Genomic DNA, 16546 nt, shown 5'->3' on the forward strand with positions numbered 1-16546 from the left:
AGAGCAGGATGAGGTTCGGCATGTTCCGGCAGATGATGATCGCGGCCCTGTTGAGCGGGGCAACCGCAGCGCCAGCGCTGGCGGACATGATTGTGGTTGCTGCCAGCGGCCCCGCCAGCCTGCAGCCGGGCGACCGCATTGCCGAAGGCTCCAGCCTGAAATTGCCTGATGGCGCAAAACTCACCGTTCTTTTCCAGTCCGGTGAAATGAAACGGATCGACGGCCCCTTCGACGGCAAGCTGGATGCCGCCCCGCCGGTGGAGCGCCCCTTCAGCGGCTGGGACGCGGTGCGCAAGTTCCTTGGCGCTGGCGGCCAGACATCGGAAGTGCTCGGCGCCTCGCGCAAGACGGACAGCAGCCTGCCGGAGCAGCCGGGCATCTGGCTCGTCAGCATCGACAGCTCCGGCGAACGCTGCACCCGCAAGGATGAACTGACGTTCTGGCGGCGGGACGCGGCAGAGGCCCTGACCGTTACCCTGCGCAATCAAGCAGGCAAGGCGTCAGACCTCAACTGGCCGGCGGGCAGCCACACATTCACCGCCCCAGCCACATTCCCCGTGACCGACGGCGCGCTGGCGCTTTCGGCTGGCTCCGCCTTGCGCAAGTTCGGCCTCAAGGTGCTGCCGCAGGATCTGGAAGACGCCTATCCCGGTGCCGTGCTCGGCTGGCTGCTCGACAGCGGCTGCACCCGCCAGGCCTCCGCACTCATCTCCCGCGTCCACGGCGGAGAGCCGCTGGAGTGAGGCAAGGGCTGCCCGCCCTTGCCTTTACCGCTCTCAGGACAACCGCAGGAACAGGCCGGCGCAGAGCTTGGCACGCTCGGCGAGGCTGTCGATCAGGATATGCTCGTTGAGGGTATGCAGCCCGGCGCCGCGTACCCCGATGGAGTCCAGCGTCGGGATGCCGAGGGCGCCGGTGAAATTGCCGTCCGAGCCCCCGCCCGCGCTGGCATGGCTCATTTCGAAGCCCACTTCTGCCGCCAGTTCCCGTCCGATTTCATAGAGCGCCAGCGTGCCCGCATCCGGCTCCCACACGGGACGGGTGACGCCGCGTGTCACCTCGATGATCACGTCGCCGCTGTCATCATTGAGCGCCAGCATCCGCTCCACGCCCGCATCAAGGTCCGCCTGCCGCTTGGCCATGGACAGCACCTGCCCCTCGCACAGGGACGAGACGCAGTTGACCCACTCCCCGCCCCGAACGATGCCGACGCTGAAGGTGCAGTCCTCGCCCGTCATCGCCTCGATTTCCAGCACCTTGCGGGCCATGGCGGCAATCGCCGAGCGCCCGTCCTTCAGCGCCCAGCCCGCGTGGCTGGGGCGGCCGATGGTGCGCAGGTTGAAGCGGGCAATGGCATAGCGCCCCGTGACGCAGCCACCATCCTCCCGCGCTGGTTCCGGCACCAGCACATAGCGGTTGCGCAGGGCCTCCATCTCGATGAGATCACGTGTTGAAGGCGTGCCCACTTCCTCATCAGGGGTGAAGAGCACCGTCACCGGCAGCGGCGTGGTGAGCCCGGCGCGGATGATCTGGCGCAGGGCTTCGACGGCCACGTAATTGCCGCCCTTCATGTCCTGGATGCCCGGCCCGTAGGCACGGTTGCCGTCGATGCGGAACGGCAGCTTTTCCAGCGTGCCGACGGGATGTACCGTATCCATGTGGCCGCTGACGAGAATGCCGGGCTTGCCCTTGTCCGGATGCGGCAGGCGGGCGCGCAGCGAGCCACCAAAACCCATCCGTCCCGGAATGCGCTCGATATCCGCGCCAAGTGCAGCCAGTTCATAGGCGGCGAGATCCATCATCCGGTTGAGGGCAGCCGCATCATGGGTGGGGCTTTCGCATTCCACCCAGGGGCGCAGGCCCTTGATCATTTCATTGCTATCGAAAGGTAATTCCGTGAAGCGCATGGCCTGCTCCCGGCGGTTCTGCGTGAAGGGATGAGGTTGAGGATCAGGCTGCCAGATCAGGCCGCGAGCCGCCGTTCGGCAATGCGGGCATAGATGCTGGCGCCCACCGGCAGGATGGCATCATCCAGCACGAAACCGGGATTGTGCACCGGCACGCCGCCGCTATGGCCAACGGTGCAATAAGCCCCCGGCACGGCCAGCAGCATGTCGGCGAAGTCCTCGCTGGCGGGCACCAGATCCACCTGATCGGTGACGAGATCGCCGCCGACAATTTCGGCTGCCGCTTCCAGATAGGCCGCACTCAGGGATGGATCGTTGCGCAGCACGGAGAACACGGGCCGCAGTTCCGGCGTGATGGTGACGCCGAAGCTGGTGGCATAACCGGCGCAGAAGGCCTCGATCCGCTCATGAATGAGATCGCGCACGCCATCATCGAAGTAACGGATCGTGCCGGAGATGACGGCCTGATCGGGAATGACGTTATAGGCCGTGCCGGAATGGATCTGCGTCACCGACAGCACCGCCGGCTGCACCGGCTCCACATTGCGGCTGACGATGCTTTGCAGGTTCTGCACCAGCGAGGTGGCGACGATGATCGGATCCTTGGCGTGATGCGGTGCCGCGCCGTGGCTGCCGCACCCCTGAATGGTGATGTCGAAGAAGGTGGAACCGGCCATGGCAACACCGGGGCGCACCGCCACACGGTTCGGTGCGGCAAGCGGGTTGTTGTGCATGCCGTAGACTTCATCGCAAGGGAACCGGTCGAACAGCCCATCCGCCAGCATGGCCCGCGCGCCACCCAGCCCTTCTTCGGCCGGCTGGAAGATGAAGACCACGGTTCCGGCAAAATCCCGCGTCTCGGAGAGATAGCGCGCCGCCCCCAGCAGCATGGTTGTGTGGCCGTCATGACCGCAGCCGTGGAACTTGCCCGGATGGGTGGAGCGGAACGGCAGGTTGGTGTGCTCGTCCATGGGCAGGGCATCCATGTCGGCGCGCAGGCCAATGGTCCGCCCCTCCCCCTTTGCCCCTTTCAGCACGCCGACGACGCCGGTCTGGCCGATGCCCCGGTGCACCTCAAGGCCCCACTCCTCCAAAAGGCTGGCGACAATGCCGGACGTGCGCTGTTCCTCGAAACCGATTTCCGGGTGGGCGTGGAAGTCATGGCGCAGCGCCGTCAGCTCCTTGGCATAACCGGCGATTTTCTCGATGACGGGCATGGGTCAGTCCTCTGACAGATGAAATGAAACGGAAAGGGAAGAAGCAGCCGGGGTGGCTGCGGGTGCCCCGGCTGCGACGGACGCCGGGCCTCAGGAGGCCAGCGTCAGCTCACGGAAGTTGGCAAAGTCCCAGTTGCGGCCAGGCGCCGCCTCGATGAGGGAACGGGTGTAGGGATGTTCCGGATGGGCCAGCACCTCGCCCGCAGGCCCGTGTTCCACCACCCTGCCCTTTTGCATCACCAGCACATCGTCACAGATCTGCGCCGCAACGCGCAGGTCATGGGTGATGAACAGGATGGCGATGCCGAGCTTGGCCTGCAGATCCTCCAGAAGCTTGAGCACCTGATCCTGGACCGACACATCCAGTGCCGATACGGCCTCATCAGCCACCAGCACATCGGGCTCCATGGCGATGGCCCGGGCGATGGCGATGCGCTGGCGCTGGCCGCCGGAGAACTGGTGCGGATAGCGGTCCACCGCATCGGCCGGAAGGCCGACGAGCGCCATCAGCTCGCGGGCGCGGGCCATGGCCGCCTCCTTGTCCTGACCAAGGTTCAGCGGCCCCTCGATCAGCGAGCGCCCTACCGTCCAGCGCGGATTGAGCGAGCGGAACGGGTCCTGAAACACGATCTGGATGTGCTTGCGGTGCGGGCGCAGCTTTGCGCGCGGCATGCTGGCGATCTCAAGCCCGGCCACCTTAATGCCGCCGCCGGAGGGATCAATCAGCCGCATGACGCAGCGCGCCACGGTGGACTTGCCCGAGCCGCTTTCCCCGACGATGCCGAGGGTGCGGCCCGGCGCGATGGTGAAGGCCACATCCTGCGCCGCCCGGGTCGGCTCCCGGTTGAGCAGCCAGCCGGAGGTGCCATAGACCTTGGCAAGGTTGGAGACTTCCAGCACCGGCGGCTTGTCCTCCACCGCAGCCCGCGGCGGGCGCGGTGTCAGGCTGGGCACGGCCTTCAGCAGGCGGCGGGTGTAGTCGTTCTGCGGGTTGCGCAGAAGCTCGGCGACGGGCGCATTCTCCACCATCTCGCCATGCTTCATCACCTGCACCGTATCGGCAATCTCGGCCACCACACCCATGTCATGGGTAATGAACAGAACGGCTGTGCCGTGCTTTTCCTGCAATTCCGCGATCAGCGAGAGGATCTGCTTCTGGGTGGTCACATCCAGCGCCGTGGTCGGCTCGTCGGCGATGAGCAGTTGCGGCTCCAGGATCAGCGCCATGGCGATCATGATGCGCTGGCGCTGGCCGCCGGAGAGCTGATGCGGATAGGACCGGTAGATCCGCTCCACATCCGGCAGATGCACCTGTTCCATGATGGCAAGCACGCGCTTGCGCTTTTCACCGGCCGGCAGCTTCGTGTGGGTGTCGAGCACTTCCTCGATCTGCTGGCCCACCCGCATCACCGGATTGAGCGCGGTCATCGGCTCCTGGAACACCATGGAAAGATTGCGGGCGCGCATGTCGCGCATCTGCTGCGGCGAAAGCTTCAGAAGGTCGGTCTCGCCAAGCAGGATGCGCCCGCCCGTCACCTCCAGCGCGTTCTTCGGCAGAAGCCCCATGGTGGCAAGCGACGTGACGGATTTGCCCGAGCCGCTTTCCCCCACAAGGCAGACCGTTTCGCCTGCCCGGATGGTCAGGGACACACGGTCGAGGATCGGACGGAAGTCCGGCGCGGCTGTTGGAATGCGGACGGTGAGGTTGTCGATGGTGAGAACCGCCGGGGCGCCCTCGAAGGATCTGGACTTGAAGATCACAGGCTCAGCCCTCCCTCTTGCGCAGGCGCGGATCGAGGAGATCGCGGGCCGTGTCGCCAAGCAGGTTGATGGACAGGATGCACAGGGACAGCATCAGTCCCGGCCAGAAGATCAGCGAGGGCTTGAGCTGGAAGTGCATCCGCCCCTCCGCCATGATGTTGCCCCAGGTGGGAATTTCCGTGCTGACGCCCGCGCCCAGGAAGGAGAGGATCGCTTCCGTCAGGATGGCCGAGGCGCAGATGTAGGTGGCCTGCACGGTCAGCGGCGCCAGCGTGTTGGGCATCAGGTGCTGCCACAGGATCTTCGGCATGGAAGACCCCAGCGCCACCGCCGCCTCCACATAGGGCTCCTCGCGCACGGACAGGACGACCGAGCGCACCAGCCGCACCACGCGGGGGATTTCCGGAATGGTGATGGCGGCAATCACCGACCACAGGCTCGGGCCGTTGAGGGCAACCAGCGCAATTGCCAGAAGGATCGACGGGATGGCCATCAGGCTGTCCATGATCCGCATGATGATCGCATCCGCCAGCCGGAAGAAGCCGGAGACAAGGCCGATGGCAAGGCCGATGAGCACGCTCGTTACCGCCGCACCAATACCGATGAACAGCGACACGCGGCCGCCCATCATGACGCGGGAGAAGAGATCGCGGCCGAAGGCATCCGTGCCCAGCAGGTTGCTTTCCGAAGGCCCCTTCAGCCGGTTCAGCGCATTGATCGCCAGCGGATCATGGGGAATGTAGAGCGGCGCCAGCAGCACCGCGACGGCGATGATGGCCAGCACAATGGCCGCAACCATCGGCCCGCCGCCGAGCTTGCGGACTTTCGCCGGCAGGGACAAAAGCCGCAGGACGGGCTGCAGCCGGGATACGGGATCAGAAGAAGCTGACATCAATACCGGATCCTCGGGTCAAGAAAGCTGTAGGCAACGTCGATCATCAGGTTGATGAAGACGTAGATGGCACTCGTCAGCAGGATCATCGCCTGGATGACCGGATAGTCACGGGCGAGGATCGCATCGACGGTGAGCCGGCCGATGCCGGGGATGTTGAAGACGCTTTCCGTCACCACCACGCCGGAAATGAGCAGCGCGAAGCCGGTGCCGATGATGGTCAGGATCGGCACCGAGGCATTGCGCAGAGCGTGGCGGAACAACACCGCCTTTTCCCTCAGGCCCTTGGCGCGCGCGGTGCGGATGTAATCCTCGCCCAGCACCTCCAGCATGCTGGCCCGCGTCATGCGGGCGATGAGGGCGATGTAGATCGTCGCCAGCGTCAGGCAGGGCAGGATGGCGCGGGTGAGGAACTTGCCGAAGTCCTGCGAGGGCGCCGTATAGCCCTGCACCGGCAGCCAGCGCAGTTGCAGGGAAAAGACCTGGATGAAGAGATAGCCGATGACGAAAACCGGGATGGAGAAGCCCAGCACCGAAAAGGCCATCACCGCATAATCCGTCCAGGTGCGGTGCCGCCAGGCGGCCAGCACACCCATGGGCACGGCGATGAGCACGGCCAGAATGATGGTCATGACGGCGATGTTGATCGTCGGCCAGATGCGCTGTGCGATGAGATCGGTCACCGGAACATTGGAAATGAGTGAAATGCCGAGATCACCTTCCGCAAGGTGTCCGGCCCAGGTGATGAACTGGGTCAGCAGCGGCTCATTGAGGCCAAGCGAGGTGCGGATCTTCTCCAGCTGCTCGGGCGTTGCCGCATCACCGGCAAGGATGGCTGCCGGATCGCCCGGCGTCAGGCGCAGCAGCAGAAAAACAAAGATGGCGACACACAGCACGACCGGAATGACGGCCAGGATGCGCCGGAAGATGTAACCGATCATCGGCGGATGCTCCCTTCCCTTCAGGCGGTGTGAGCGGCGGAGGCCCTGCCCTTTTCAAGGCAGGCCCGCCGCTCCCGATGAGCCGGGGCCGCGTTGGGCGGTCCCGGCAGCCGTTCAGACGGCGGGAGGATCAGTCTTCCTTCTTCATGTTCCAGAACACCGGCACCGGCGAGGGGATCATGTCCACCAGCTTGACCGAGCGTCCCTGCGGGGTGAGGTACTGGCCGAGCGGGATGTAGTTCACCACATCCATGGCATGAGCCTGGATCTTCTTCGCCACTTCCACCTGCTCTTCTGCGGAACCGGCCGCGATGAAGTCCTTGCGCAGCGCCTCCAGCGGCTCATCCGTCGGCCAGCCGAACCAGGCCGCATTGCCGCGGCCATTGAGCATGGGGTTGATCAGCGGCGAGGCGATTTCCGGCACGGCCCAGTTGGTGAAGAACAGGTTCCAGCCGCCTTCGGACGGCTTGGACTGGCTGGCACGGCGGGTGACCAGGGTCTGCCAGTCCATCGGCTGCAGATCGACGGTGAAGCCCGCATCACGCAGCGCCTGGGCTGCCACCACCGGCTGGGCGGAAATGGCCGGCACGTCGGTCGGCTGCATCAGCACCACGGGCGTGCCGTCATAGCCGGACTCGGCCAGGAGCTTTTTCGCCTCTTCGATGTTGCCGCCGCTGACGAGGCTTTCCGCTCCGGTTTCATCGGCCAGCGGCGTGCCGCAGCCGAACAGAGCGCCACAGATCTTGTAATAATCCGGGTTGCCGATCAGCGTCGCCAGCACCTGCTCCTGACTGATCGCCATCATGGCCGCCTTGCGCACCTTCACATTGTCGAAGGGCGGGTAGAGGAAGTTCATGCGGCCCATGGTCTGGTAGCCGAGCGGATCGCGCAGCTCCGACAGCACATCGTCATTACCCTCCAGCAGCGGCAGCAGGTCAACCGGCACCTGTTCCATGTAGTCGATTTCGCCGGAGGACAGCGCATTCACCGCCGTCTGGGCATCGGGCATGGTGATCCATTTCACCTTGTCCACATGGACGGTCTTGCCACCGGCCATCCAGCTGGACGGCTCGTCGCGCGGCACATAATCGGCGAACTTCTCGTAAGTGACGCTGACGCCGGGCTGGAACTCGGATTCCACGAAGCGGAACGGGCCGGAACCGATGAAGCTCTTGATCGACTCTGATGCCGGCGTGGCGGCAACGCTCGCCGGCATGATGAAGGGCGGCAGTGCCGACATCTTCGCCAGAGTCTCGATCAGCGGTGCATAGGGCTCCTTCAGCTGCCAGACGAGCGTCTTGTCATCGGCCGCCGACAGGCTGTCCGTCACGTCGAAGATGAGCTGGCCTCCGGAATCCTTCTGGCCCCAGCGCTTCAGCGAGGCCACGGCATCTTCCGCCGTCACCGGGGCGCCATCGTGGAACTTCAGCCCGTCGCGCAGGGTGAAGGTGTAGGTCAGCTTGTCATCGGAGATGGTCCAGTCCGCCATCTGCGGCCTGGGCGTGAAGTCCTCGTCCACGGCGATGAGCACATCGTAGATCATATAGGCATGATTGCGCACGATGTGGGCGGTGGTGATGACCGGATCGGTGACACGCAGGCCGGAATGCATCACGGCGGTGATCACCTTTTCCTGCGCCATGGCGCTGCCGGCCAGCAGCGTTCCGGCAATAAGACCGGCTGCAAGACGGCCAAGGCCCGTCAGGCGGCGCGGCCGGCTCTCAGCCTTCAATCTGCTTACGACCCCAGTTTCAACACTCAGCATGTTCGTGAACCCCGTCTGGTTGGTTGTGATGATGCTTCGTTGGTGCCGGCCTGTTTTCCGGCCGGTTGTGATCTGCTCTGCTTCTCCTCCCATCCGCTCCCGCAAGCCTGTGGAGCGAACTTCATTTCACTTCAGATGTTTGCTGTCGTTGCAGCTGTTTCATTGGCCATGAAGGCAGGTCCGCAGGGCGTCAGCCGGATGCCCGGCTTCAGGTTGCGGAAGGGCAGATCGCTGGCGTAAAGCGCCATCGGCCCCGGCGAGCGGGCGACGAGAATGGTCTCGGCCACCGGCTCGAAATCGGCACGGAAATGCACCGAACTCTTGTTGACGAGAATGGCTTCCTGCGTCGGTTCAATGCCAACGAAACGGTACATGGCGAGGTCCGCCATCTGCACCTTGCGGCTGGCCAGCACCACGCGCACGCCGCCGATGGAGACACAGGCCGAAAGACCCAGATCCATGTGTGTGTGCCCGAAGAACGGGCCAGCGGCCATGAAGCTGCCGTCCGATAGGCGCTCCACCTTGAAGGTGCCGGTGAAGGGTTCATCGCCCGCGACACCGGAGCGCCCGCCGAGGGTGAGCGTCACCTCCGCCCCCTCGCCTGCCGCATGCGCAGCTTCTGCTGCCTCCGGATCGACCATCAGGCCGAGTGAGGCGCGCGAAACACCTGCGCGCACCAGCGCCGCCAGCATGCCGGCGGTGTTGGAATCCCCGCCCGCGCCGGGATTGTCCTGCGTGTCGGCAATGACGACGGGCCGGGACGCAGAAGCTGCAATCCGCAGTGCTTCGGCAATGGCCTCCTCCGGCTCATAGGCCCTGCCCTGGAACGCAGGCTCTGCCGCCAGAATATCCGCCACCAGCGCATCCGCCGCCGCATCGGCTGCGGTCTGCTCTTCCGCATAGGTGATGACGGACGGAGCGCAATCCTTGAAATCGGCGGCCGGGAACCCGGTCAGAAAGGATGTGCTGGCAACAGCCCCGCCTTCCAGATCAGCCACGCGGGCATAGAGGCTTCTGGCTGGTTCCAGTCCGGTGCACTGCCAGGGGATGGGAATGAGGAAGGGCAGCTGGCGGAAGGCCTTGGCAAGGCGTTTGCCCGATTGCATCAGCCGGTCAAGCTGCACCGCCGTGCGCCGGCCGGTCTCGGCCATGTCCACATGCGGATAGGTACGGTAGGCGACGAGAACGTCACTCTCCTCCACCATGCGGGCGGTGACATTGCCGTGCAGGTCGAGGCTGGCGGCGATGGGCAGATCCGGTCCCGCCACCTTGCGCAAGCGGGCGAGGATTTCCCCCTCCCCGTCATCCAGATGCTCGCAGACCATGGCGCCATGCAGATCGATATAGAGCCCGTCGAGCGGCCCGGCAGCGGCAAGCCGCTCGCACAGCTCGCCGAGGATGGCCTCGAAAGCGGCCTTCTCGACATGGGCAGACGGAATGGCCACGGTCCACAGCAGCGGCACCAGCTCCCACCCGGCCTCACGGGCGTAATCCACCGCTCCGGCAACGCCGATGTTGATGCCGGGGCAGCGGTCGAGGATCTCCTGCCCCCGTGAAATCGGCATGTGCCCGCCACCTTCGGCGAAGTGAGCCAGCGTCGCACGGGAGGGGGCAAAGGTGTTGGTTTCGTGCAGGAAACCGGCAACTGCCACGCGCCTTGTCATCCGTCGTCTCTCCTTGCACCCAATCAGGAAATTTCACGGCTTGCTTCGCGATATCGCTGTGCAATACACTTGTATTGATTATGCTGACCCAGTTAACCACTGAGGTCAATGTCAAAACACATGCAATCCGGAGCCTCATGAGCCCAAAATTTTTGCGTTCTATCTTCGGCCCGCCGGTCCGTCAGGACGAGACCTGGGAAGATCCGCTGTTCATCCAGTCGGTTGGCCGGGCCATGCAGGTGCTGTCCGCCTTCCATCAGAGCGAAAAGCCGATGTCGCTGCAGGACCTGGCGGATCAGACCGGCCTCACCCGCAGCGCCGTGCAGCGGCTGGTGTTCACGCTGAGGCATCTGGGCTACGTCACCCGTGACCCCGACGACACCGGCTATGTGCCGGGCCTGCGCATCCTTGATCATTCGCTCGATTTCCTGCGGCTCAACCCGGTGGTGGTCAAGGCAACACCCGTGCTGCTGGAACTGCGGCGGCAGGTGCGCGAGCGTGTCGATCTCAGCCTGTGGGACGGCTTGCGCCTCGTTTATGCCAGCCGCCTGCAGAGCAAGCGGGAGATCCTGTCCTCGACCATGGTCGGCCACAGCGTGCCGCTGTTCTGCACCTCCGGCGGCTGGGCCATTCTCGCCCGCCTGCCCGAAGCCGAGTGCGAGGAGCTGATTGCCCGCTCCAACCGCGTGCCGGTGACGCCGCAGACGATCACCGATCCGGCGGTCCTGATGGAGCGCGTGGGCGAAACCCGGCGCAACGGCTATGCGCTGGCGCTGGAGCAGATCCTGACCGGCGAAATCGCCATCGGCGCAGCCATTCTTGGCGCCTCCGGGCGTCCGGTGGCCGCCATCCACGTGGCGGGCTCTCTCGCCGAATGGGAGCCGGAGGACTTTGCCCGTCAGGTTGCGCCGCTGGTGATCCAGGCGGCGCAGACCATCAGCCGGGGCTGAGTTTCCGGCCACCCCTGCCCTCACGGTTTCGGCCAGGAGCTGATGCCCCCGGTCCAGCTTTCAAAGACGCGGGCAACGGACAGAACCCTGAGATCAGCAAAGCGCGGACCGATGATCTGCAGGCCGATGGGCATGCCCGAAACCGAGAAGCCGCAGTTGATCGAACAGGCCGGGTTGTCGCCCATGTTCCAGGGCACGGTGAAGGCAATATGTTCGAACGGCAGCGAGGGATCGTTGGTCGGCCCGGCCCATTCCGCCGGGAAGCTGACCACCGGGTTGACCGGCGAGATGATGAGATCAAGCCCCTGAAACACCTGTGCCGTGGCTTGCCGGATCGCCAGCATCTGGTCAAAGCCGATTGCTGCCCGTGTGGCGGGCAGGTCCTTTGCGCCTGCTGCCCAGTCCAGGATGAAGGGCAGGATCTTTGCCCGCCGCTCCGGCGTATAGGTTTCCATCAGCGCCCAGAAGCGCGCGCGCCAGAAATCATCCAGCCCGTCCAGCATCTGCCGGGTCAGGATGCCCTCCATCGGGATGATTTCAGCCCCCGCATCCTCGAAACGATGGACGGCAGCGAGCACGGCTGTGCGGATTTCGCCATCCACCGGCAGGCCGCAGCCCGCATCCAGCATGAGCCCGATCTTCATGCCGCGCACGGAAGCGGGCGGCACGTTCCAGTTCAGATCTTCCGGCGGCAGTGATGTGGCATCGCGCCAGTCCGGGCGGCTGATCGAGGCCATCAGCAGCAGCGTGTCATCCACCGTCGGCGTCATCGGACCGGCGCAGCGGCCCGGATAATAGGGATAGACCGGCACACGGCCCTGAGACGGCTTGTAGCCGATGAGCCCGGTCCAGCCGGCCGGCAGGCGGATGGAGCCGCCGATGTCCGTGCCGATATGCAGCGGGCCATAGCCTGCAGCCCCTGCCGCTGCCGCGCCCGCGCTGGAGCCGCCGGGGTTCTGTGTCAGGTCCCAGGGGTTGCGGGCAAGGCGGTGCAGGCTGGAGAGGCCGGAACTCAGCATGCCGAAGTCAGGGCATGTGGTCTTGGCGTAGAAGATCGCGCCATCCTCGCGCAGCCGCGCCGTCAGCGGCGCGTCTTCGGCTACGGGCGTCATGTCGGCAGCAGCGGTGCCGGTGGTCACCGGATCGCCCTTCATGGCGAGGTTGTCCTTGATGCTGACGGGCATGCCATCCAGCGGGCCGATGGGCGTGCCCTTGACCCAGCGGGCTTCGGATGCCCGCGCCGCCTTCATCGCTTCATCGGGACGGAAATCATAAAGAGCGCAAACCCTTGGCTCACGATCTTCAATTCTTGCGATAAGCGCCGCCATATATTCGGCAGGCGAGAGACTGCCCGCCTTGAAGGCCGAGAGCACGCTGCGGGCCGGAAGGGACAGAACCTCATCTTCCGGGCGCACCCGCTCGTCCGCATCCACCATCGCCATGCCTGCCTCCTGTGCGCTCACATGCCGTCATCCGCATGTCATGGCCTCAGGCTGCACGACTTTGCAGCGCACACTCAACGAAGATCTTGAGTGCTCCGTGTTGCGCAAACCGTTACACTGGAGGCCAAAGAAGAGCCAAACCGGACGCGCAGCAGCCGTTCCAGCGACGCGGCAAAGCGGCTGGCGGCGAAACTCAGCTGGCGTTCCGGCGAAAGACTGAGCTGAAGCGCCGTGTCGATGGCGGCATCTGCGGCGAGCGGGCGGGCAACGAGGCTGCCGAGTTCCAGATCGCGGATCACCGCAATCTCCGGGAGAATCAGGATCGCAGCCCCCAGCCGGGCAAGTTCCTTCTGCACAGTCAGCGAAGCCGTGGTGAAACTGACGGAAAGCGGATCATGCCCTGCGGCCCGCAGCCGTGCTTCAAGCGCCGCGCGGGCACTGTAGGATGTGTCCGGCACCGCCAGCGCATGGGTGGTGAGCGCATCCAGATCAAGGCTTTTCAGCGCCGCGGCCGGATGATCGGGCGCAAGAATGGCCGCATGGCGCACCCGCACACGGACACGCGCCGTCACGCGCGGGTCGTCCGGTGAGAACAGGGTCAGTGCCATGTCCGTATCGCCGCGCACGATCGCGCTCATGGCCTCACGCGCCGAGGTCTCCTGCACGGTGACGCGGATCGCCGGGAATTCCTTCGAGAAGGCAGCAAGCGCTGCCGCCAGAATGGAGCCGCCGGTGGCGCCATTCACATGCACGCTCACCTCGCCCCGGCGCAAGCCGCGCAGGTCATCAATCGCCTGATTGGCCTGATCGAAGGCGCGGATCGCCGTCTTCAGCCGGGCCGCCACCACTTCGCCCGCCGCCGTCAGCTCGATACCGCGCGCACCGCGCTCCACCAGTTGCACGCCGAAATGATATTCGAGATTGTCGAGCTGGCGGCTGATCGCCGTTGGCGTCACGCCCAGGTTCTGGGCGGCCTGCCGGATCGACCGGCAGCGCACCAGTTCGTTGAAATAGGTGATCGCCTGAAGCTGCATTGCGCCCTGCCCTCATGTGCTGCCGAAGCAGTCCTCAGGATGGCATGACGGACGCCGCAAAGGCCAGCCTCACATCAGCGAGGCATTGGGAATGTCGGTCACCAGCATGTGGCCCGGCGCATGGGTGATGCAGAACTCCGGCTTCACACGGGCAATCGCCGCCTGCGGCGTCACCCCGCAGGCCCAGAACACCGGCACCTCGCCTGCCTGCACGCTCACCGCATCGCCGTAGTCGGGACGGGAGAGATCGGCAATGCCGATCTGTGCCGGATCGCCGATATGGATCGGGGAGCCATGGGCAGCCGGCAGGCGCGAGGTGATTTCCACCGCCCGCACCGCGTCCTTCGGGCTCATCGGCCGCATGGAGACAACCACCGGGCCGGAGAAGCGCCCGGCGGGAACCGTCTCGATGCTGGTGCGGAACATCGGCACGTTGCAGCCTTCCTCGATATGGCGGATGCCGATGCCTGCCGCCAGCAGCGCCTCTTCAAAGGAGAAGGAGCAGCCGATCAGGAAGGACACCAGATCATCGCGCCACCAGTCCTCAACGCTCTGCGGCTCGGCCACCAGCTCCCCTTTCTGCCACACGCGGTAGCGCGGCAGGTCGGTGCGGATGTCGAGATTGCGGCCAAGGGCCGGGATCATCGGATCGCCGGTTTCCGACACACCGACCAGCGGGCAAGGCTTGGGGTTGCGCTGGCAGAACAAGAGGAAGTCATAGGCCAGATCCTGCGGCAGAATGGCGAGATTGGCCTGAATGAACCCCGGTGCCAGATTGGCCGTCGGGCCGCACAGGGCACCCGTGCGGGCGGCCTGCCGGACATCAAAAGGACTGGAGAGAAGGCTGGTTGCGGTCATGCCGGTATCATTCGTTCATGCGGTGATGGCGGCAAGTGCCGCCTCGATGGAAAGGCCGAGGGCAAGGATCTTGCGGTCCTGCATCTGCGTGCCGGCAATCATCAGCCCCACCGGGGCTTCACCGGCCGCATGGCATGGCACCGACAGGGCACAGCCATCGAGGAAGTTGATCATCGTCGGGTTGCGCAGGATCAGGCCGTTGGCCGCAAAGAAAGCCGCGTCATCGGCCTCAAGCGGGGCAATCTCCGGCGCGATCACCGGCACGCTGGGCAGAATCATGGCATCGAACGGGGCGACGCGGGCTTCGACGGCGGCCTGCCACGCCTTGCGGCTGGCGAGCGTGTCCAGGTAATCCGCCGCCGAAATCTCCCGCCCGCGCAGGATGCGCTGGCGCACCCGCTGGTCATAGCTGTCACCCGCCTTTTCGAGCAGCGCCCGGTGCCAGTGCCAGGCTTCGGCGGCGATCAGCCCGCCCTTGGCGTTGATCGTGGCAAGCTGCGCGAACTCGGGGATTTCGATTTCCGTGATCAGGGCACCAGCCGCTTCCAGCGCCTTGCGGGCGCGGGCGAAGGCGGCGCTGACGGTTTCGTCCATGTCCGACAGCACGACCGTGGTGGGGACGGCAAGGCGGACCCCGGCGAGCGGCAGGGCTGCGGGCACATCCTCGCCGCTGCCGGAAAGCACCGCGTCAATGACGGCACAGCAGGCAACGCTGCGGGCAATCGGGCCGATGGAATCGAGCGAGGTGGACAGAGGCACCACGCCTTCTGCTGGCACACGGCGGGCGGTCGGCTTGAAGCCGGTCAGCCCGCAAAGCGCCGCCGGAATGCGGATGGAGCCGCCGGTATCCGTGCCAATGGCAGCCAGCGCCATGCCATCGGTCACAGACACGGCCGCACCGGAGGACGAGCCGCCGGGAATGCGCCCCGTGGCGCGGTCATAGGCATTGCGCGGCGTGCCGTAATGCGGGTTGATGCCAAGGCCGGAGAAGGCAAACTCGCTCATGTTGGTGGTGCCGGTGATGACGGCACCTGCCGCCACCAGCCGCGCCACCACGGGGCAGTCTACCGTCTCTGCTGCGGCATCCTTGAGGGCGATGCTGCCTGCGAGGGACACTTCTCCGGCAATGCCGAAGAGATCCTTCACCGAGATGGGAAGCCCTTCGAGGGGCGAACGCACATGCCCGGCAGCACGCACGGCATCCGAGGCCTCCGCCAGCTTGCGGGCGCGGGTATCATTGCGCCGCACGAAGGCACGCGCCCCCTCGCCTGCCGGGTCGTTGATGCGCGTCAGCGCCTCGTCCGTCAGGCTGGTGGAGGTCACGGTTCCTTTCGCCAGAGCATCGGCTGCGGCGGCAAGGGTCAGGCGGGAGGTCTCGGAGGTTGTCATCAGGCGATTTCCGGCAAGGTTTCGATGGAATAGCTGTGCGCGATGGTCCTGTTCAAAACCGGATCATGCAACTCCATTCTGAAGGCTTTCGACGGACGGATGCCGCCGATGGCCCCAACCGTGCCGCAGACCATGCCGGAGCCCGGCTCCAGCATGTCCTTGCCGCCCGAATAGCCGGCGATCAGGTCCTGCGGGCTGCGCAGGGAGGCGAGCGTGCCTTCCTGATACAGCACCTCGGCGCCGTTCTCCTCGATGAAGGAGCGGATGATCAGCTGGTCCCAGTGCGGGGCGACTTCAGCGAAAGGCCAGGCACGGGAAGCCACCGGCTTGGCGCAGATCTGCTTGGACAGGGCGACGCTGTGGGATTCCAGCTTGCGGTCGGTGTGGTCGGAAGCGATGGAGACGAACAGCTCATCACCTGCACGGAACACGAAGGTTTCGACCTCGCCCGAGGTCTCCTCGCCCACCACCTGGATGGTGTCCGCCTGCACCAGCGAATTGTCGGAGCAGCGGTAGTAGAGCGGCACGGTGCTGGGGCGCGGCACGCCGATGGCGGCCAGTTCCTCGATGTGATGCTCGATGGCGTGGATGTCGCGCCCGGCCCAGCCGGCAACGATGAGGTCAGAGATGCTCACCTCAAGGCTCGACGGAGCCTTGAGGGTTTCAACGGTGAAGGACAGTTTCATGTGTCTTGTATCCGGATGGAATGGTCGTGGTACCGGGGGG

Annotated in this window: 14 protein-coding genes; 2 read left to right on the forward strand and 12 right to left on the reverse strand. The window is 65.2% G+C overall.

Annotation, left to right across the window (positions count from 1 at the left end; all coding sequences use genetic code 11):
- The first annotated feature begins 20 nt into the window (after positions 1 to 20).
- Positions 21 to 743: a hypothetical protein gene (locus IF10I1_RS16805; RefSeq protein WP_186393621.1), complete on the forward strand. Its 723-nt coding sequence runs from the start codon at positions 21 to 23 to the stop codon at positions 741 to 743.
- 33 nt (positions 744 to 776) lie between these two features.
- Here the strand turns inward: IF10I1_RS16805 and IF10I1_RS16810 are convergent, their stop codons facing one another.
- The 7 genes from IF10I1_RS16810 to IF10I1_RS16840 all read right to left on the reverse strand — a co-directional run bounded on the left by IF10I1_RS16810 (position 777) and on the right by IF10I1_RS16840 (position 10147).
- Complete coding sequence (locus tag IF10I1_RS16810; RefSeq protein ID WP_186393622.1) at positions 777 to 1907, reverse strand: M20/M25/M40 family metallo-hydrolase; 1131 nt, start codon at positions 1905 to 1907, stop codon at positions 777 to 779.
- A gap of 56 nt (positions 1908 to 1963) precedes the next feature.
- Complete coding sequence (locus tag IF10I1_RS16815; RefSeq protein WP_186393623.1) at positions 1964 to 3124, reverse strand: M20 aminoacylase family protein; 1161 nt, start codon at positions 3122 to 3124, stop codon at positions 1964 to 1966.
- A 90-nt stretch (positions 3125 to 3214) separates the two neighbouring features.
- Complete coding sequence (locus IF10I1_RS16820) at positions 3215 to 4885, reverse strand: ABC transporter ATP-binding protein (RefSeq protein ID WP_186393624.1); 1671 nt, start codon at positions 4883 to 4885, stop codon at positions 3215 to 3217.
- 4 nt (positions 4886 to 4889) lie between these two features.
- Positions 4890 to 5777 (reverse strand): ABC transporter permease, encoded by an 888-nt coding sequence (locus IF10I1_RS16825; RefSeq protein WP_058900045.1) that lies wholly within the window; start codon positions 5775 to 5777, stop codon positions 4890 to 4892.
- Positions 5777 to 6718, reverse strand: a complete 942-nt coding sequence (locus IF10I1_RS16830; protein ID WP_186415464.1) for an ABC transporter permease — start codon at positions 6716 to 6718, stop codon at positions 5777 to 5779. The genes IF10I1_RS16825 and IF10I1_RS16830 overlap by 1 nt, the downstream gene beginning before the upstream one ends.
- 130 nt (positions 6719 to 6848) lie before the next feature.
- Positions 6849 to 8483, reverse strand: a complete 1635-nt coding sequence (locus IF10I1_RS16835) for an ABC transporter substrate-binding protein (RefSeq protein WP_208977396.1) — start codon at positions 8481 to 8483, stop codon at positions 6849 to 6851.
- A gap of 131 nt (positions 8484 to 8614) precedes the next feature.
- Positions 8615 to 10147 carry a M81 family metallopeptidase gene (locus tag IF10I1_RS16840; RefSeq protein WP_186424585.1) on the reverse strand — a complete coding sequence of 511 codons (1533 nt, stop codon included), beginning with the start codon at positions 10145 to 10147 and terminating at the stop codon, positions 8615 to 8617.
- 137 nt (positions 10148 to 10284) lie between these two features.
- Here IF10I1_RS16840 and IF10I1_RS16845 point away from each other — a divergent pair, with 137 nt between their 5' ends.
- Positions 10285 to 11097: an IclR family transcriptional regulator gene (locus IF10I1_RS16845; RefSeq protein WP_186424586.1), complete on the forward strand. Its 813-nt coding sequence runs from the start codon at positions 10285 to 10287 to the stop codon at positions 11095 to 11097.
- A 20-nt stretch (positions 11098 to 11117) separates the two neighbouring features.
- Here the strand turns inward: IF10I1_RS16845 and IF10I1_RS16850 are convergent, their stop codons facing one another.
- The 5 genes from IF10I1_RS16850 to IF10I1_RS16870 form a co-directional block, all read right to left on the reverse strand.
- Entirely contained in the window at positions 11118 to 12539 is a 1422-nt protein-coding gene (locus tag IF10I1_RS16850) for an amidase (protein ID WP_244293758.1), read from the reverse strand.
- Between the two features lie 74 nt (positions 12540 to 12613).
- Positions 12614 to 13573 (reverse strand): LysR family transcriptional regulator, encoded by a 960-nt coding sequence (locus tag IF10I1_RS16855; protein ID WP_186424587.1) that lies wholly within the window; start codon positions 13571 to 13573, stop codon positions 12614 to 12616.
- Between the two features lie 69 nt (positions 13574 to 13642).
- A complete protein-coding gene (locus IF10I1_RS16860) occupies positions 13643 to 14431 on the reverse strand; it encodes a putative hydro-lyase (RefSeq protein WP_186393628.1) in 789 nt (262 codons plus the stop codon).
- Between the two features lie 15 nt (positions 14432 to 14446).
- Positions 14447 to 15820, reverse strand: a complete 1374-nt coding sequence (locus IF10I1_RS16865) for an amidase (protein ID WP_186393629.1) — start codon at positions 15818 to 15820, stop codon at positions 14447 to 14449.
- Positions 15820 to 16506, reverse strand: coding sequence for a DUF2848 domain-containing protein (locus IF10I1_RS16870; protein ID WP_186393630.1), 687 nt, complete (start codon positions 16504 to 16506; stop codon positions 15820 to 15822). The genes IF10I1_RS16865 and IF10I1_RS16870 overlap by 1 nt, the downstream gene beginning before the upstream one ends.
- Positions 16507 to 16546: the final 40 nt, after the last annotated feature.

The sequence above is a fragment of the Pannonibacter sp. I15F10I1 genome (assembly GCF_900185665.1).
GTDB lineage: Bacteria > Pseudomonadota > Alphaproteobacteria > Rhizobiales > Stappiaceae > Pannonibacter > Pannonibacter indicus.